Source organism: Paenibacillus sp. J31R120 (assembly GCF_056269225.1).
In genome coordinates this window covers 519684-532962 of the sequence record NZ_JBWDNN010000003.1, presented here as the reverse complement: position 1 = coordinate 532962, position 13279 = coordinate 519684, and the positions used below count along the sequence as shown (strand labels likewise).

16 protein-coding genes are annotated in these 13279 nt (G+C 52.9%); 10 read left to right on the top strand and 6 right to left on the bottom strand.

What is annotated here, in order from left to right:
* Positions 1-5: 5 nt before the first annotated feature.
* A complete protein-coding gene (locus AC0YNW_RS15015; protein ID WP_475832630.1) occupies positions 6-902 on the bottom strand; it encodes a helix-turn-helix domain-containing protein in 897 nt (298 codons plus the stop codon).
* A gap of 684 nt (positions 903-1586) precedes the next feature.
* On the opposite strand from AC0YNW_RS15015, the gene glgB reads away from it, so the two are divergent.
* The 5 genes from glgB (at position 1587) to AC0YNW_RS14990 (ending at position 9268) form a co-directional block, all read left to right on the top strand.
* Positions 1587-3494 carry a 1,4-alpha-glucan branching protein GlgB gene (glgB, locus tag AC0YNW_RS15010; RefSeq protein WP_475832629.1) on the top strand — a complete coding sequence of 636 codons (1908 nt, stop codon included), beginning with the start codon at positions 1587-1589 and terminating at the stop codon, positions 3492-3494.
* Positions 3495-3512: 18 nt separating this feature from the next.
* Positions 3513-4679: a glucose-1-phosphate adenylyltransferase gene (locus AC0YNW_RS15005; protein WP_387474046.1), complete on the top strand. Its 1167-nt coding sequence runs from the start codon at positions 3513-3515 to the stop codon at positions 4677-4679.
* The gene (glgD, locus tag AC0YNW_RS15000) at positions 4676-5788 is read left to right on the top strand and encodes a glucose-1-phosphate adenylyltransferase subunit GlgD (protein WP_475832628.1); all 1113 of its coding nucleotides are present in this window, start codon (positions 4676-4678) and stop codon (positions 5786-5788) included. The genes AC0YNW_RS15005 and glgD overlap by 4 nt, the downstream gene beginning before the upstream one ends.
* Before the next feature lie 73 nt (positions 5789-5861).
* Complete coding sequence (glgA, locus tag AC0YNW_RS14995; protein ID WP_475832627.1) at positions 5862-7325, top strand: glycogen synthase GlgA; 1464 nt, start codon at positions 5862-5864, stop codon at positions 7323-7325.
* Positions 7307-9268 (top strand): glycoside hydrolase family 15 protein, encoded by a 1962-nt coding sequence (locus AC0YNW_RS14990; protein WP_475832626.1) that lies wholly within the window; start codon positions 7307-7309, stop codon positions 9266-9268. Before glgA ends, AC0YNW_RS14990 begins: the two co-directional genes overlap by 19 nt.
* A gap of 51 nt (positions 9269-9319) precedes the next feature.
* Here the strand turns inward: AC0YNW_RS14990 and AC0YNW_RS14985 are convergent, their stop codons facing one another.
* The 5 genes from AC0YNW_RS14985 to AC0YNW_RS14965 are packed head-to-tail and all read right to left on the bottom strand — an operon-like array spanning position 9320 to position 11183.
* Positions 9320-9781 carry a spore germination protein GerPE gene (locus AC0YNW_RS14985; RefSeq protein WP_475832625.1) on the bottom strand — a complete coding sequence of 154 codons (462 nt, stop codon included), beginning with the start codon at positions 9779-9781 and terminating at the stop codon, positions 9320-9322.
* A complete protein-coding gene (locus tag AC0YNW_RS14980; RefSeq protein ID WP_475832624.1) occupies positions 9765-9989 on the bottom strand; it encodes a hypothetical protein in 225 nt (74 codons plus the stop codon). The genes AC0YNW_RS14985 and AC0YNW_RS14980 overlap by 17 nt, the downstream gene beginning before the upstream one ends.
* A 2-nt stretch (positions 9990-9991) precedes the next feature.
* Positions 9992-10714, bottom strand: a complete 723-nt coding sequence (gene gerPC, locus AC0YNW_RS14975) for a spore germination protein GerPC (protein ID WP_475832623.1) — start codon at positions 10712-10714, stop codon at positions 9992-9994.
* Positions 10715-10752: 38 nt separating this feature from the next.
* Positions 10753-10953 (bottom strand): spore germination protein GerPB, encoded by a 201-nt coding sequence (locus AC0YNW_RS14970; protein WP_116044940.1) that lies wholly within the window; start codon positions 10951-10953, stop codon positions 10753-10755.
* Positions 10950-11183, bottom strand: a complete 234-nt coding sequence (locus AC0YNW_RS14965) for a spore germination protein (RefSeq protein ID WP_119799427.1) — start codon at positions 11181-11183, stop codon at positions 10950-10952. Before AC0YNW_RS14965 ends, AC0YNW_RS14970 begins: the two co-directional genes overlap by 4 nt.
* A 133-nt stretch (positions 11184-11316) precedes the next feature.
* On the opposite strand from AC0YNW_RS14965, the gene AC0YNW_RS14960 reads away from it, so the two are divergent.
* From AC0YNW_RS14960 to yidD, 5 genes are all read left to right on the top strand, one after another.
* Positions 11317-11745 carry an Hsp20/alpha crystallin family protein gene (locus AC0YNW_RS14960; RefSeq protein ID WP_475832622.1) on the top strand — a complete coding sequence of 143 codons (429 nt, stop codon included), beginning with the start codon at positions 11317-11319 and terminating at the stop codon, positions 11743-11745.
* Positions 11746-11909: 164 nt separating this feature from the next.
* A complete protein-coding gene (locus tag AC0YNW_RS14955) occupies positions 11910-12110 on the top strand; it encodes a hypothetical protein (RefSeq protein WP_387474031.1) in 201 nt (66 codons plus the stop codon).
* Positions 12111-12149: 39 nt separating this feature from the next.
* On the top strand, positions 12150-12374 hold the full coding sequence (locus tag AC0YNW_RS14950; RefSeq protein WP_387474029.1) for a hypothetical protein: 225 nt from the start codon (positions 12150-12152) through the stop codon (positions 12372-12374).
* 75 nt (positions 12375-12449) lie between these two features.
* Entirely contained in the window at positions 12450-12887 is a 438-nt protein-coding gene (locus tag AC0YNW_RS14945) for a Fur family transcriptional regulator (protein ID WP_387474027.1), read from the top strand.
* A gap of 17 nt (positions 12888-12904) precedes the next feature.
* Positions 12905-13150 carry a membrane protein insertion efficiency factor YidD gene (gene yidD / locus AC0YNW_RS14940; RefSeq protein ID WP_475832621.1) on the top strand — a complete coding sequence of 82 codons (246 nt, stop codon included), beginning with the start codon at positions 12905-12907 and terminating at the stop codon, positions 13148-13150.
* Positions 13151-13279 lie beyond the last annotated feature (129 nt).

The following is a 13279-nucleotide window of genomic DNA, read 5'->3' as shown; positions in this document are numbered from 1 at the left end:
AGGCGTTACTTGCGAATGGAAGGCCATATGTGATGGACATCCACACGAAGCTCCGAGGCGATCAGCTCTGCTGTGAGCCTCTGGGGCTTTTCGATTTTTCCGTTCCTCAGCTTGGAGATCGTCTGCAAGGAAATGCCGGTGGATGCAGCGAGGTGACCCGCCGACATATCGCGCTTGGCCATCCATATTTTCAGCTTCGTGGCGGAATCGACAGCTTGATCGTTGGCAGGACGGAGGTCCCATACGACAAAGGCCAGCTCGCTGCAATGACCGAAGCTGTCCAAAACAGGATAATAAGTCAGCTCCAGCTCCAGCTCGATTCCGCTTAATTTGCTTGTATGAATGGTTACGTTTTGTTCCTTTTGCAGCCGGGAGGTTTCCTGGAGGATCTCCATCATGCGCGGGCGTTCATTCTCGGCGATGAATTGCAGAAGGGTCTCATCCTCCATTGTGGTATCCGGCTCGAACAGGAGCGGCGCCATATTGTCGCGCAGAAACCGGATATGCAGATGCTTGTCGACAACCCCGCTGATGAGTACCTTGCCTTTGTCGAGCTGACGGTCAATCCACTTGTACGCAGTCAAGTCCTCAAAGATGAGGAAGGCCCGGATCCAAGGATCATCCGTCTGCGCGGGAAGCGGGATCTGCTCGATCCGGACAGCTAATTCGTTTTTGCGTTTAGTCTGCATCATGATTTCGCGCTTTACGATGCGTTTCTGCAAATCAATGCCGTATTGGCTTTTCAAATACTGGCTATTAGTCGCCTGCAGATGGGACAGAGGGTATCCGGTCAGCTTCATAAACGCTTCATTGGCATCTACCACCTGAACAATTCCGTCATGTTCCTTCAAGATGAGCATCGGTTGGTTCAATAAATGAAACAGTTGTTGATGAACAGACAAAAATGACCCCCCTCTATTTACCAGTTTCTCGTATATAATTGAATTAAAGTATATGATACCGCTTATCGGTTCACAAGGTCGGCACAGGCAGACACAACCAACAGAGTTACATTATGTTTAATTATTTAAACTTCAGCGCCGAAATGGGGCTTACGGATAGCATGAGGTGTTTTGGGTTGTCTTTATCCCTTGAAATGGGACTACAGTCAGCTTTATTCTGTACACATTTCCCGCTAATATTAATTTCGAGCCGCTAAGCAGCGATGTCGCATGACTAGCATTGCATACAACAGGGAGGAACATCGAGTGAATAGCTGCAGCATTGAAGATTGCATGAAGCCGGTAAAAGCGAAGGGGCTTTGCGCCATGCATCATCAACGTATGTTAAGACATGGGGACCCTAACATGGTTAGACCCCGACGTGTGAAGAAATCTATCGAATGCAAGTGGGTCAATTGTGATGAAGAAGCCGTTTCGAAAGGATATTGCTCGAAACACTACTACATCCAACGGGTAATGAATTTGGTGTAATGTAAAGATTTCATTAAAATTACGTCGAAAAGTGAGGTATTGTGACATATACCTTCTCTTTTTGGTTAGATTTTATGAAAACAGACTGTTTTATTTTCACGACAGCATGTATAATGAGCGTAAATCCTTTTTCCAGCGGAGGTGAAGCTGCGCATGGCAGAAGCGGCGCTTGTCGGCTTGTCCGAAGAAGACGTCTATTTGTTCAACCACGGATCGTCTTATCACAGCTACCGGTTTATGGGAGCGCATTTTGCGGAAGCGTCCGGCATAGCCGGCGTCCGGTTTGCGGTATGGGCTCCCAGCGCTAGAGAAGCAAGGGTCATCGGCAGCTTTAATGGCTGGGACGGGAGCGGTCACGTCATGCGCCGAATCGGCACTACGGGCGTGCATATGCTGTTCATCCCTCATTTGACGGAGGGAGCACTGTACAAATACGAATTGGTCACCGAAGACGGCACACCAATCAGGAAGGCCGATCCGTATGCCTTCAGCTCCGAGAGGCGGCCGGGGACAGCCTCCGTCGTAACGTCTCTTGGGGGCTTCGACTGGAATGACCGTGAATGGAATCTGCATAAGAGCCGCCATACGCCATACGCCAGCCCGCTTCTGATCTATGAAGCTCATGCGGGCTCGTGGAAGATTAAAGGGAAAGAAATTTTTTATACATACGAGGAGCTGGCTGATGAGCTGGTTCCTTATGTCGCGGAGCTAGGCTATACCCATATCGAGCTGATGCCGCTCGCTGAGCATCCGCTCGATCAATCCTGGGGCTATCAAGTTACGGGCTTCTACAGCGCGACGAGCCGCTACGGCAGCCCCAAGGGCTTGATGCGCTTCGTGGATGCCTGCCACCAGCATAGCCTGGGCGTCATCCTGGACTGGGTGCCCGGACACTTCTGCAAGGACGATCATGGTTTGCGCCTGTTCGACGGGTCGCCACTCTACGAAGGTTATGATACGAACCGGGCGGAGCTGCCGTTATGGGGCACGCTTGCCTTTGATTTCTCACGCCGGGAAGTGATCAGCTTCCTGATCTCGAGTGCACTCTTCTGGATGGACCTTTACCACATCGACGGCCTGCGTGTTGACGCAGTCGCCAATATGCTGAATTTGCATATGGATAAGCCGCCTCACATGCACACCTACAACGAATTTGGCGGAAGAGACAACCTAGATGCTCTTCGCTTCCTCAAACGATTGAACGAGATGGTATTTCACTACTACCCCGACGCATTGATGCTGGCGGAAGATTCCTCCGCATGGCCTGCCGTAACCTCCCCGACCTATCAAGGGGGACTCGGCTTTAACTTCAAATGGAATATGGGCTGGATGAATGACATGCTTCGCTATATGTCGCTCCACCCGAATGATAGACCACATCATCACCATCTCATTACATTCTCCTTATGTTATGCCTTTTCCGAAAATTATGTTTTGCCGCTCTCGCATGATGAAGTGGTCCATGGCAAGCGCTCGCTCCTGAACAAGATGCCTGGCAGCTACGAAGAGAAATTTGCTCAGCTTCGGCTGTTCTACGGCTACTGGATGACCCACCCGGGTAAAAAATTACTCTTCATGGGAGGTGAATGGGGACAATTCGACGAGTGGAAGGACGGCGATATGCTGGACTGGATGGTGCTCGGTTATGACAGCCACAGAGACATGCTCGGCTATGTGCGAGCCCTTAATAATGAGTACCGCTCCCTTCCCTCACTGTGGGAGAAGGATGCGGAACCGGAAGGATTCCAGTGGATCGACGTTCATAATGCGCAGCAATCTGTCATATCCTTTATCCGTCGCGGCCGATCGAGCTTCTCTGTTATTATTGCCAATTTCTCTAACCGCGATTATCGCGATTACCGTATCGGCGTACCCGATCCGGGCGAGTATGAAATTCGGATTCATAGCGGAGGAATCCTGTCAGGCGCCGCTGCGTCGCCACCGCCGAACGGCTATTGCACGGAGGACGTCAGCTGGCATGGCCAAGACCAGAGCATCTCGATTCATCTTCCCCCCTATACCTTCATGCTGCTTGCACCTCGCACGGGGGACACATTATAACCAAAGGAGTTGGTGTCCATGGGCCGTAAGGAAATGATCGCTATGCTGCTAGCAGGAGGCGAAGGTAAGAGGCTGGGGGTGTTGACCAAAGATTTGGCCAAGCCTGCTGTCTATTTTGGCGGCAAATACCGCATTATTGATTTTACGCTTAGTAATTGCGCCCATTCAGGCATTGACACCGTCGGAGTACTTACCCAGTACCAGCCGCTTGAGCTGAACCGGTATCTCGGCATTGGCAGTCCGTGGGGACTGGACCGCAGAGATGGGGGAATGACCATCCTGCCGCCGTACATGAAGCAAAAGGGCGGGGTGTGGTATAAAGGCACAGCCAATGCCATCTATCAGAACATGGCCTTCATAGAGCGGTACAATCCGGAGTATGTGCTCGTCATTTCGGGCGATCACATTTATAAAATGGATTATGAGCTGATGCTTCAGCATCATAAGCGATGCGGAGCGGATGTCACGATAGCGGGAATAGCCGTGGACTGGAAGGAGGCCAGCCGATTCGGCGTGATGCATGTCGATGATGAGGACCGGATCACGGCTTTCGAAGAGAAGCCAAAACATCCGACCAGCAATATCGCGTCTATGGGCGTCTATATTTTCTCCTGGAAGCTGCTCCAGAAATATTTGATCTATGACGAGGCGAGCCGCGTCTCCAGCCATGACTTCGGCAAGGATGTCATACCGGCCATGATGCGGGACGGACTTCGCCTGCATTGCTATTCATACAAAGGGTATTGGAAGGATGTCGGGACGATCGAATCGTTGTGGGAGGCCAATATGGACCTGATCGCCGATGAGCCGGAGCTATGCCTCTACGATCCCAAGTGGCGGATCTACTCGGTTAACCCGAATATGCCCGCGCAATTAACAACCGAGTCTGCACAAGTAACCTCTTCGTTCGTCACGGAAGGCTGCATACTGGAAGGGACAGTGGACCGTTCGGTTTTGTTCTTCGGGGTGCACGCGGAGAAGAGCAGCTACATCTCGGAATCTGTCATTATGCCCAATGTCCGCATCGGAGAAGGGGCTCGGATTCATCGGGCCATTATCGGCGAGGGCGCCGTCATACAAGCAGGAGTCACGATCGGCGATCCCATGGATGATGCGATTACAATTGTGGCGGTCGATCAATATGTCGCTGCCGATCACGAGCTGCTGGAGGTGGAGCCGTCATGAAGCATAAGGTGCTTGGCGTTATTAATTTGATCCATGAGACAGACGAGCTGGAGCGGCTGACGCAGAGCCGATGCCTGGCTACCGTTCCGTTCGGAGCCAGATACCGGCTGATTGACTTTACCCTCTCCAGTATGGTCAATTCCGGCATTAGCCAAGTGGCGGTATTCGCTCATACCAAATTCCGGTCGCTGATGGACCATCTGGGCTCGGGCAAGCATTGGGATCTGCAGCATCGTCAAAGCGGGCTGTTCATCCTTCCGCCGGCAACGGACGATATTCAGGAAATTAGCAGGGGAGACCTGTACCACTTCTACCAGCACCGGGATTACTTCGAGCGATCCTCGTGGGAGTACGTCGTCATTACGCGCAGCCATATGGTGTGCAATATCGACTTTGAAGCGGTCATCAGCCATCATTTGGAGCAAGAAGCCGATATTACCGTGGTGTGCAAGCGGGAGACCCAGCCTTCTCCGGGCAAAGCGCGCAAGGTGAAGATGGCGGAGGATGGACGAATCACGTCCATCCAGGATCATTATGGACGCATGCTCAGCGACATCGTCTCGATGGAGATGTACGTGATGCGCAAGGAGATGCTTATGGAGCTGGTCGAGACTTCACTATCAGAGGGCCAGGACCATCTGGTGCGGCATGCAATCTTCTCGCGGCTAGGCCAATTGAAGGTGCATGGCTATATGTACGAAGGTTATCTGGGCGTAGTCAATACGCTATCCAGTTATTATGATCACAGCATGTCGCTGCTGCAGCCGAAGGTGTGGAAGGAGCTGTTCAACCAGCCAGGCCCCATCTATACGAAGGTCAAGGATGAGCCGCCTGCCCGTTACTCGTCGGGCTCCCGCGTATCCAATTCGCTCATTGCCAACGGCTGCAGGATCGAAGGTACTGTCCTGAACAGCATCTTGTTCCGAGGCGTGCATGTAGAGAAGGGCGCGCTCATCAAGGACAGCATTATTATGCAGAACGGACGAATCGGAGTGAACAGCTTTGTGACGAACTGTATCTTGGACAAAGACGTGCTGGTAGAAGAAAATCGCGATTTGCGAGGTACGGAAGGCACACCGTTTTTGGCAGGGAAAAAACGCGTGATATAGCACGGCTGCAGCGGGCTTGGAGCTGACGTGCTGCGATAAGCCCCTGCTGACCGGATAGGAGGCGTTCATTCGGATGAATGTGCTGTTCGCAACATCGGAGGCGGTGCCGCTTGCCAAGAGCGGAGGCTTGGCGGACGTAGCCGGCGCGCTGCCCAAAGCGCTTAACAAAAGAGGTCTGGATGTCAGAGTCATTATGCCGAAGTACGAAGAAATACCGGAGGAGTACTTGTCTGAATTTACGTTTGTTGCCGCTTTCCAGGTATCCTTTGGCTGGCGAAATCAATATTGCGGCCTGCTGACCGCCGTCATTGACGGGGTTGTCTATTATCTGATCGACAACGAATATTACTTCAGACGCAGAGGACTCTATGGTTATGGCGACGATGCGGAACGGTTCGTATTTTTTTGCTTTGCCGTGATGGAAGCTGCCCGCTATATGGACTTCAAACCGCATATCGTGCACGGCCACGACTGGCAAACGGGACTTATTCCGTTTCTGCTGCGCACGAGATATGCCTTTGATCCTGCATGGGCTTATGTGAAATCGGTGTTCACGATTCATAATTTGAAGTATCAAGGCTTATTCGGCATTGAGCTGATGAAGGAGCTGACGGGGGCCGGAGATGACATGTTCGCGGCGGAGAGTCTGGAATTTCACGGCGCGGCCAGCTGCATGAAAGGCGGCTTAGTCTACAGCGATCTCTTGACGACTGTCAGTGAATCGTACGCCTCGGAAATCCAGACCGCCTACTACGGCGAAGGGCTGGAGGAGCTGCTTCGCTATCGAAGCGGTGATTTGACGGGTATTGTCAACGGCATTGATGAAGAGTTGTTCGATCCTATGAACGATTCGGTCTTGCATACGCCTTATCGGAGCTCTCTGTCACGCAAACGCAAGAACAAAGTGGATCTCCAACTCGAGCTGGGCCTGCCAGCATCGGCGGATACACCGCTTATCGGCATCGTATCGAGGCTGGTGGAGCAGAAGGGCTTCGATCTGATCGCAGCTACGCTAGACGAGCTGCTTCGGGAGGAGGTGCAGCTGGTGGTGCTCGGCTCCGGTGAATGGAGCTACGAAGAGCTGTTCAGAGAAACAGCCCGCAAGCAACCGGACAAAGCGGTATTCTGGCATGGCTACAGCGATCGAATGGCCCGGCGCATCTATGCAGGCTCCGATCTTTATGCGATGCCCTCGAAGTTCGAGCCATGCGGACTGAGCCAATTGATTGCGCTGAGGTACCGTTCTGTTCCTATCGTTAGGGAAACGGGCGGGCTCAGGGATACCGTCCAGGCTTACAACGAATATACTGGTGAAGGCAATGGCTTCAGCTTTGCCAATTATAATGCGCATGACTTTTTGTATACAGCCAGGAGGGCGCTGGCGCTGTACCGTCAGGAAGAGGTCTGGAAGCGAATTGTGGACAACGGGGCGCGCATGGACTACAGCTGGGACAGCTCCGCAAAGGCTTATATCAATCTGTATGCGCGATTGTTGACTGAGCGAAAGGAGAACGAACCATGGCCCGTCATCTTGTAATCGGCAACGGAAAGCTGCTTCTGAATTTGGACCAGCATTGCTTCATTCGCGACATCTATTATCCCTATGTAGGTCAGCTTAACCATGTCGGAGGACATTACTGCCGTCTTGGCATTTGGGTGGAAGGCGTGTTTTCGTGGCTGGATGAGCCGGAATGGCGCTTTGATCTGGATTATATCGAAGAATCGCTCGTGACGAATATTACCGCCAGGAATGAGGGGCTTGGCGTAGAGCTCCATATGAACGACGGCATTCATCAGCGGGAATGCATCTATATCAAGCGCGTATTGGTACGCAATAAGCGTGATGAAGCCAGGGAAGTGCGGCTGTTCTTCCACCAGGATCTTATGATTGAAGGTTCGGAGGTAGGAGATACCGCTGTCTATTACCCTGACAACCATACCCTTTATCACTATAAGCGCTCCAACTACTTCATGTTCAACGGCTTCTCCGACGAGGGGGGCATGATGCAATATTCGACCGGCATCAAGCGGTTTCAGTCGGCGGAGGGCACATGGCGCGATGCGGAGGACGGCGTGCTGATGGGCAATACGATTGCGCAGGGCTCTGTGGACAGCACAATCAGCTTCCGCTCGCGTGTGGAAGGACATTCGGAGAAAACGTTCTATTACTGGATGTCGATCGGCCGGAATCTGGAGGAAGTGAAAGAGCTTAACCACTATGTGCAGGAGAATCATCCCGAGAAGCTGCTAAGCCGGATGGTGGTGTACTGGAATCATTGGCTGCGACGAGCAGAGACGGAGTTCGGCGACCTCCCGTCCCAAGTGGTGAAGATGTTCAAACAAAGCCTGCTGCTTGTCCGTACACAGGTGGATGAAAGAGGGGCCATTCTTGCAGCCAATGATACGGACATCCTTCAGTACAACCGCGACCATTACAGTTATATGTGGCCAAGGGACGGGGCGTTAATTGCGGATGCGATGTCGATGGCCGGCTATCAGAGCGTAATCGCCCCATTCTTCCACTTCTGCGCCACAGCGCTGGCGCCTGACGGCTACTTGTACCACAAGTACAATCCGGACGGAACGGTAGGCTCCAGCTGGCATCCTTACATCGTTCAAGGCAGCAAGCGGATTCCGATTCAGGAAGACGAGACGGCGCTTGTCCTGTTCGCGCTCTGGAAGGACTACTCCCGCAACGGCGTCATTGAGCTTCCCCAGTCGCTCTACAGCAGCCTAATCCGCAAGTCGGCCTCCTTCCTGAGCGAATATATCGAGCATTCGCTGTCGCTGCCGAGGCCGAGCTACGATCTGTGGGAGGAGCGGTATGGCATCTGGACCTATACGGCGGCCTCCGTCTATGGCGGACTGATGGCGGCGTCATTCTTCACCGACCTATTCGGCGATTATGAGCGGAGCGATCACTACAAGAGTACGGCCCAGACGATCAAGCACGGCATTCTGACCCATCTGTGGGATGAGGAGACGGGAAGGTTCGCACGCGGATTGATCCAGAAGGATAACCGCTGGGTCAAAGATATGACGCTGGAGAGCAGCTTGTTCGGTGTATTCGAATTCGGCGTGCTGCCTGTGGATGATTACCGTGTTGCCCAGACGATGAAGGCAATCAAGCACGATCTGCGCGTAAAGACGGAAGTAGGCGGGATCGCCCGGTACACAAACGACTATTATTTTCAGCAATCCGGCGATATTGAGAAGGTGCCGGGCAATCCGTGGATTATATGTACGCTCTGGGTGGCCAATTTCGAGATTGATGCCGCAAGTTCGCTGGAGGAGCTGGAGGAGCCGCGGCGGACACTGGAGTGGGTCGCAAGCCATGCGCTCTCAAGCGGCATGCTGCCGGAACAGCTAAATCCTTATGACGGTACGCCGTTATCTGTCGCACCGCTCACCTGGTCCCATGCGACCCTCGTGCAAAGCGTGTGCAAGTATGCAGAGAAATATCGCAAGCTTTCCCGTTAAAGGGGCGGAACATGAAGCAACCGGCTATGGCGATGCCATAGCCGGTTGCTGTTAGTTTGGGGTCCCGGGCGGGACGATGCTTTCCTTCGGATATTGCCGGATGTGCTTGATGCGGGAATTGCCGGTTACGCATTGGCCGTTCCCGATATGGATGCTGGAGGAATTGCCTGCGGCGATAATGCGGATGAATCCAACACGGATACAGGGATCGCAGTTGATGCGGCTCATGCGAATGACGCGCCCCTCATCGAATGCGGGATCGACCAGGATCGGATCGGGCCGTGAGAAGATACGATAGGATTCGAAGTATACATCCCCGGACTTGGCGTGATCCTCCTTCCGCTGAACGGCAAGTGCTATCAGCCGCGCATCCGTCCTGCAGCGGTCGCCGAACTGAACGGCGGTGGAGGATGATGCGCTGATGATACAGACCGCGCCGACCTGCGACGAACGGGTCGGATGGTGTATACAGCCTGCGCTTTCGTTCTCGGAATGATTATGTCGTATGGACATTAGACTCACCTATCGCGTCCCTTGCGCCCTCAGGCTCGGGTAGCGGAGCCAGGGGTCCGACAACGACTGATTCGGGCGGGGTATCGAACATGGAATACAGCGCTACACAATCGGTATCGCCTACCTGGAACATAGCAGAACTGGATATGCCAAGCACGTCAATCTGTCCAACGGCCAGCGAATGATTCGTTACATGGAAGTGAAGCATAGTTAAGCTCCTCCGTTCATTGGATTGCCTGCTTTCAAGCTTCTCATATAGGCGTCAATAGCGGTCTCCGCATCGCGCCTGGTCTTGTCAAAAACGCGATCGGCGATCAGATCTGGATATAACCCTGCCGTATCGGTGCCGTCCTTCGTCTGCATCTGCCAATAAAATTGGATGCGCGTAGGCATCTGCTTCCGGACATCCTCCAGAATAATCCGCCGATGATAGGGATCAAGCGGCAAATCCAGCTCCTTCTCATGCTTCTGCAGGATCTGGTGGGCTTCGGTATCGAGATATCGGGTTATCCGCCGATAAATCGTGTTGTAAGACTCGGGCGGCGGCGTAATAGCGGGACCGGCTGACGGAAAGACGTTGCCGCTGCCTTGACCGACGGAAAATTGATCAATATTGCCGGAACCGCCATTGTTGCCATTGCCCCCATTTCCGCCGTTGTTTCCGTTGCCCTCTTCGCTTCCGAACGCGTCGGTGTCCGGCAAAGACATGCCGATGTTCAGCGTCCCTTCCAGCTTCTCGACCTTGAGCTGATCGAAGTGGTATTGGATGTTCTCGATGGTATAAGCGGGCTTGGATTCAAGCTTCTTCAGTTGTTTGCACAGATCGTCAACCGTGCATTCCAGCCGTTCAATCCGCTCCTGCTGAGACTTCAGCTTCTTCATCACCTCGAAGGACCATGCCTGCCACGGAGACAGCTGGCTTTCATCTTTCATCCGATCCATCTCCTCTCCTCTTGCGGCGGGTTAAAAAGTTAAGCCGGATTGGGAAGCGGCACGAAGGAGAGCGGATTCTCCTCCAGCATCGGGGCCGGACCTGTGAATCCGCCTGTATTATACAGCTGAGAGAGGGAGCGAATCGCTCCCGCGCTTCCAATCTGCAGAACGGAACTGTTGGATACGCTGTCTACCCGAATCTGGTGAATCGTGATCGTCTGGTTTATCGTCCAGCTCATACCAGATTCGCTCCGTTCGGCACATTGGTATTGTCCTGAATATCGGGGTCAATGGAATTGGTAGAGCTGACGGCATTGTTGGAATTGGTTAGGCTGCCTGTCAGGAAGGAGCCTGAACCGGCATAGGTCTTCGTATTGCTGGATGGCGTGACTTGCAATGTATCTCCGAACTGGACGATGGAAGCAGAACCGACGCTTACAATTTTGACAAATCCGACAACAGCTGGCATGAGCTTCACTCCCCGCAAATTTTCTTGGATATCGTATCTTATGACGGCATTCGCCCAGAGGTGAATGGGGATCAAGTATCCTGCTGCTAGGCGCTGGCATATGGTATAGGGAATGGGGAAGGAGGAATACCCTATGGCTTCGAACTGGGATGATCTGGAGCGCTGGATGGAAGGACAACAGCTGCCCCGGGGATTCGAGGTGCTCCGCGAGCCCGATTGGGTCGAGAAGTTCGTGAGAAGGATGATGACGAAGGCACTTCCGGATGTTGCAGGACATATGACGGGTACGAAGGCAGCGCAGACTACGGAATCAAAGCTTTATATTGGCGTCAAGTTCAAGCTGCCTTCTGGATGCGACAAGGCGTTGCTGCGACTCAGGGTGAAGGAGGACGCGCTGCGCATTGACGGACTGCCCGGCGGGAAGCATGAAATCGTTAAGCTGCCGAAGCTTGTCAAGCCAAGGATCTGCCAGGCTGCGGTAAAGGGCGGAACCTTGCATGTGAAGCTGCGGAAGCGGCCGATGAGCCGAACCTATCATGAGCATTCCATCTATTGGCCATAGCGGCGCAGGTGAACGGGAGCAAAAGGCTCTGCTGGGAGCCTGCGTTACTTATTTTGTCACGAAAAAGTTCGTTTTTGCCCCTTCTTGCTGCTGGCTAACGGACGAGCTTTCCCTTATAATTATTTATTGGAATATACATATTGTCTCGCAAAGGGAGTGTCGACGTGTCGTTAGTTGATGTAAGCAGCGTTTCTCCTTCGCTATTTATATTGGGAGTCGTCTTTATATTGCTTGTATTCGGTCTTCTTAGCTTGGGCATTCTGCGCATGTTCCAGCAAAGGTTCAAGTACGGATGGTTTTGTTTTGCGGGTGCAATCGTCAGCTTCAGCGTATTCATGTACGTGTTGAATCGATGGTATGCCTAGAGCCGGCCAAGCTTAAGACGAAGAACCGGGGGTATGGACTTGTACTGGACTGCAGTTTGGTTTATCACAAATATGTTGTTTGTGGCATCGATTATCGTGTTTTTATTTATGCATCGGTTTGTCACCCAGGGCCAATTGCAGGGAGCGGGAGCAGACCGAATCGGGACGCTGAAACGCCGGCGGGCGGTTATGGGCGTAGTCAGCATCTTGACGTTTATTGCGATGTGCGCCAGCTTTGTAATCAATATGAAGGTGAACGGATAAAGGGGCTCTCATTGACGAGAGCTCTTTTTTTCGGCATTATGGAAGATAGAAACTTTCAAATTCGGAGGTTCGGCTATGCATACAATGGAAGAAATCGTCGGGCGAATGTCGAGCCGCGGGCTGCGGGTAACAGATCAGCGAAAGACGCTGGCCAAGCTGTTCGCAGATACGCCTGGTTACCTATCGCCAAAAGATGTCTATGAATATATGGGGAAAACCTATTCCGGTCTCAGCTTTGATACCGTCTACCGAAACCTGCGCGTTATGGAGGAGCTTGGCGTGCTGGAGCAGGTTGTGTTCGAGGAAGGTGTGAAGTTCAAGCTGCATTGCAGGGAAGAGCATCATCATCATCATTTGATTTGCCTCCAATGCGGGCATACGTATCCCATTACTTTCTGTCCGATGGAGCAGACCGCAGTTCCTCAGGACTTCCGCGTGGTGAAGCATAAATTCGAGGTGTTCGGATATTGCAAATCATGCGAGCAGGAAGAAGCGGCGGCTAGCGAGGCATGAAGCCGGAGCGGCGATTCATGAGGCGAACGCTGCAAGCGCCTATTCATGTCTACCGTAAATATATTTCGCCGCTGAAGCCGCCTAGCTGCCGGTTCTACCCCACTTGCTCCGCCTATGCGCTGGAAGCGATCGAAGTGCATGGAGCGGCGATGGGTGCTTGGCTGGCGGCTAAGCGGATCGGCAGATGCCACCCCTTCCATCCAGGGGGATTCGATCCGGTTCCAGAGAAGCTTCCGGCTTCCAAGGACCGGAGCGGAAAGTAACCAGGTCATAATGCATGCCGCCTTGACAGGCGGGGAGCAGATTGGGTATATTTTATAAAATAGCTTCATGCCAATGAATGGATGAGTACAGCGGAGCAGTCCTATGCAGAGAGCCGGGCGAAATGGTGC

Bases quoted from the DNA above. Each gene is read 5' to 3' on its own strand.
- glgA (WP_475832627.1), top strand. From the start codon at position 5,862: ATGAATGTGCTGTTCGCAACATCGGAGGCGGTGCCGCTTGCCAAGAGC.
- glgB (WP_475832629.1), top strand. From the start codon at position 1,587: ATGGCAGAAGCGGCGCTTGTCGGCTTGTCCGAAGAAGACGTCTATTTG.
- AC0YNW_RS14960 (WP_475832622.1), top strand. From the start codon at position 11,317: ATGGCTTCGAACTGGGATGATCTGGAGCGCTGGATGGAAGGACAACAG.
- AC0YNW_RS14985 (WP_475832625.1), bottom strand. From the start codon at position 9,781: ATGTCCATACGACATAATCATTCCGAGAACGAAAGCGCAGGCTGTATA.
- glgD (WP_475832628.1), top strand. From the start codon at position 4,676: ATGAAGCATAAGGTGCTTGGCGTTATTAATTTGATCCATGAGACAGAC.
- AC0YNW_RS15005 (WP_387474046.1), top strand. From the start codon at position 3,513: ATGGGCCGTAAGGAAATGATCGCTATGCTGCTAGCAGGAGGCGAAGGT.
- AC0YNW_RS14990 (WP_475832626.1), top strand. From the start codon at position 7,307: ATGGCCCGTCATCTTGTAATCGGCAACGGAAAGCTGCTTCTGAATTTG.
- gerPC (WP_475832623.1), bottom strand. From the start codon at position 10,714: ATGAAAGATGAAAGCCAGCTGTCTCCGTGGCAGGCATGGTCCTTCGAG.
- yidD (WP_475832621.1), top strand. From the start codon at position 12,905: ATGAGGCGAACGCTGCAAGCGCCTATTCATGTCTACCGTAAATATATT.
- AC0YNW_RS14965 (WP_119799427.1), bottom strand. From the start codon at position 11,183: ATGCCAGCTGTTGTCGGATTTGTCAAAATTGTAAGCGTCGGTTCTGCT.
- AC0YNW_RS14980 (WP_475832624.1), bottom strand. From the start codon at position 9,989: ATGCTTCACTTCCATGTAACGAATCATTCGCTGGCCGTTGGACAGATT.
- AC0YNW_RS14970 (WP_116044940.1), bottom strand. From the start codon at position 10,953: ATGAGCTGGACGATAAACCAGACGATCACGATTCACCAGATTCGGGTA.
- AC0YNW_RS14945 (WP_387474027.1), top strand. From the start codon at position 12,450: ATGCATACAATGGAAGAAATCGTCGGGCGAATGTCGAGCCGCGGGCTG.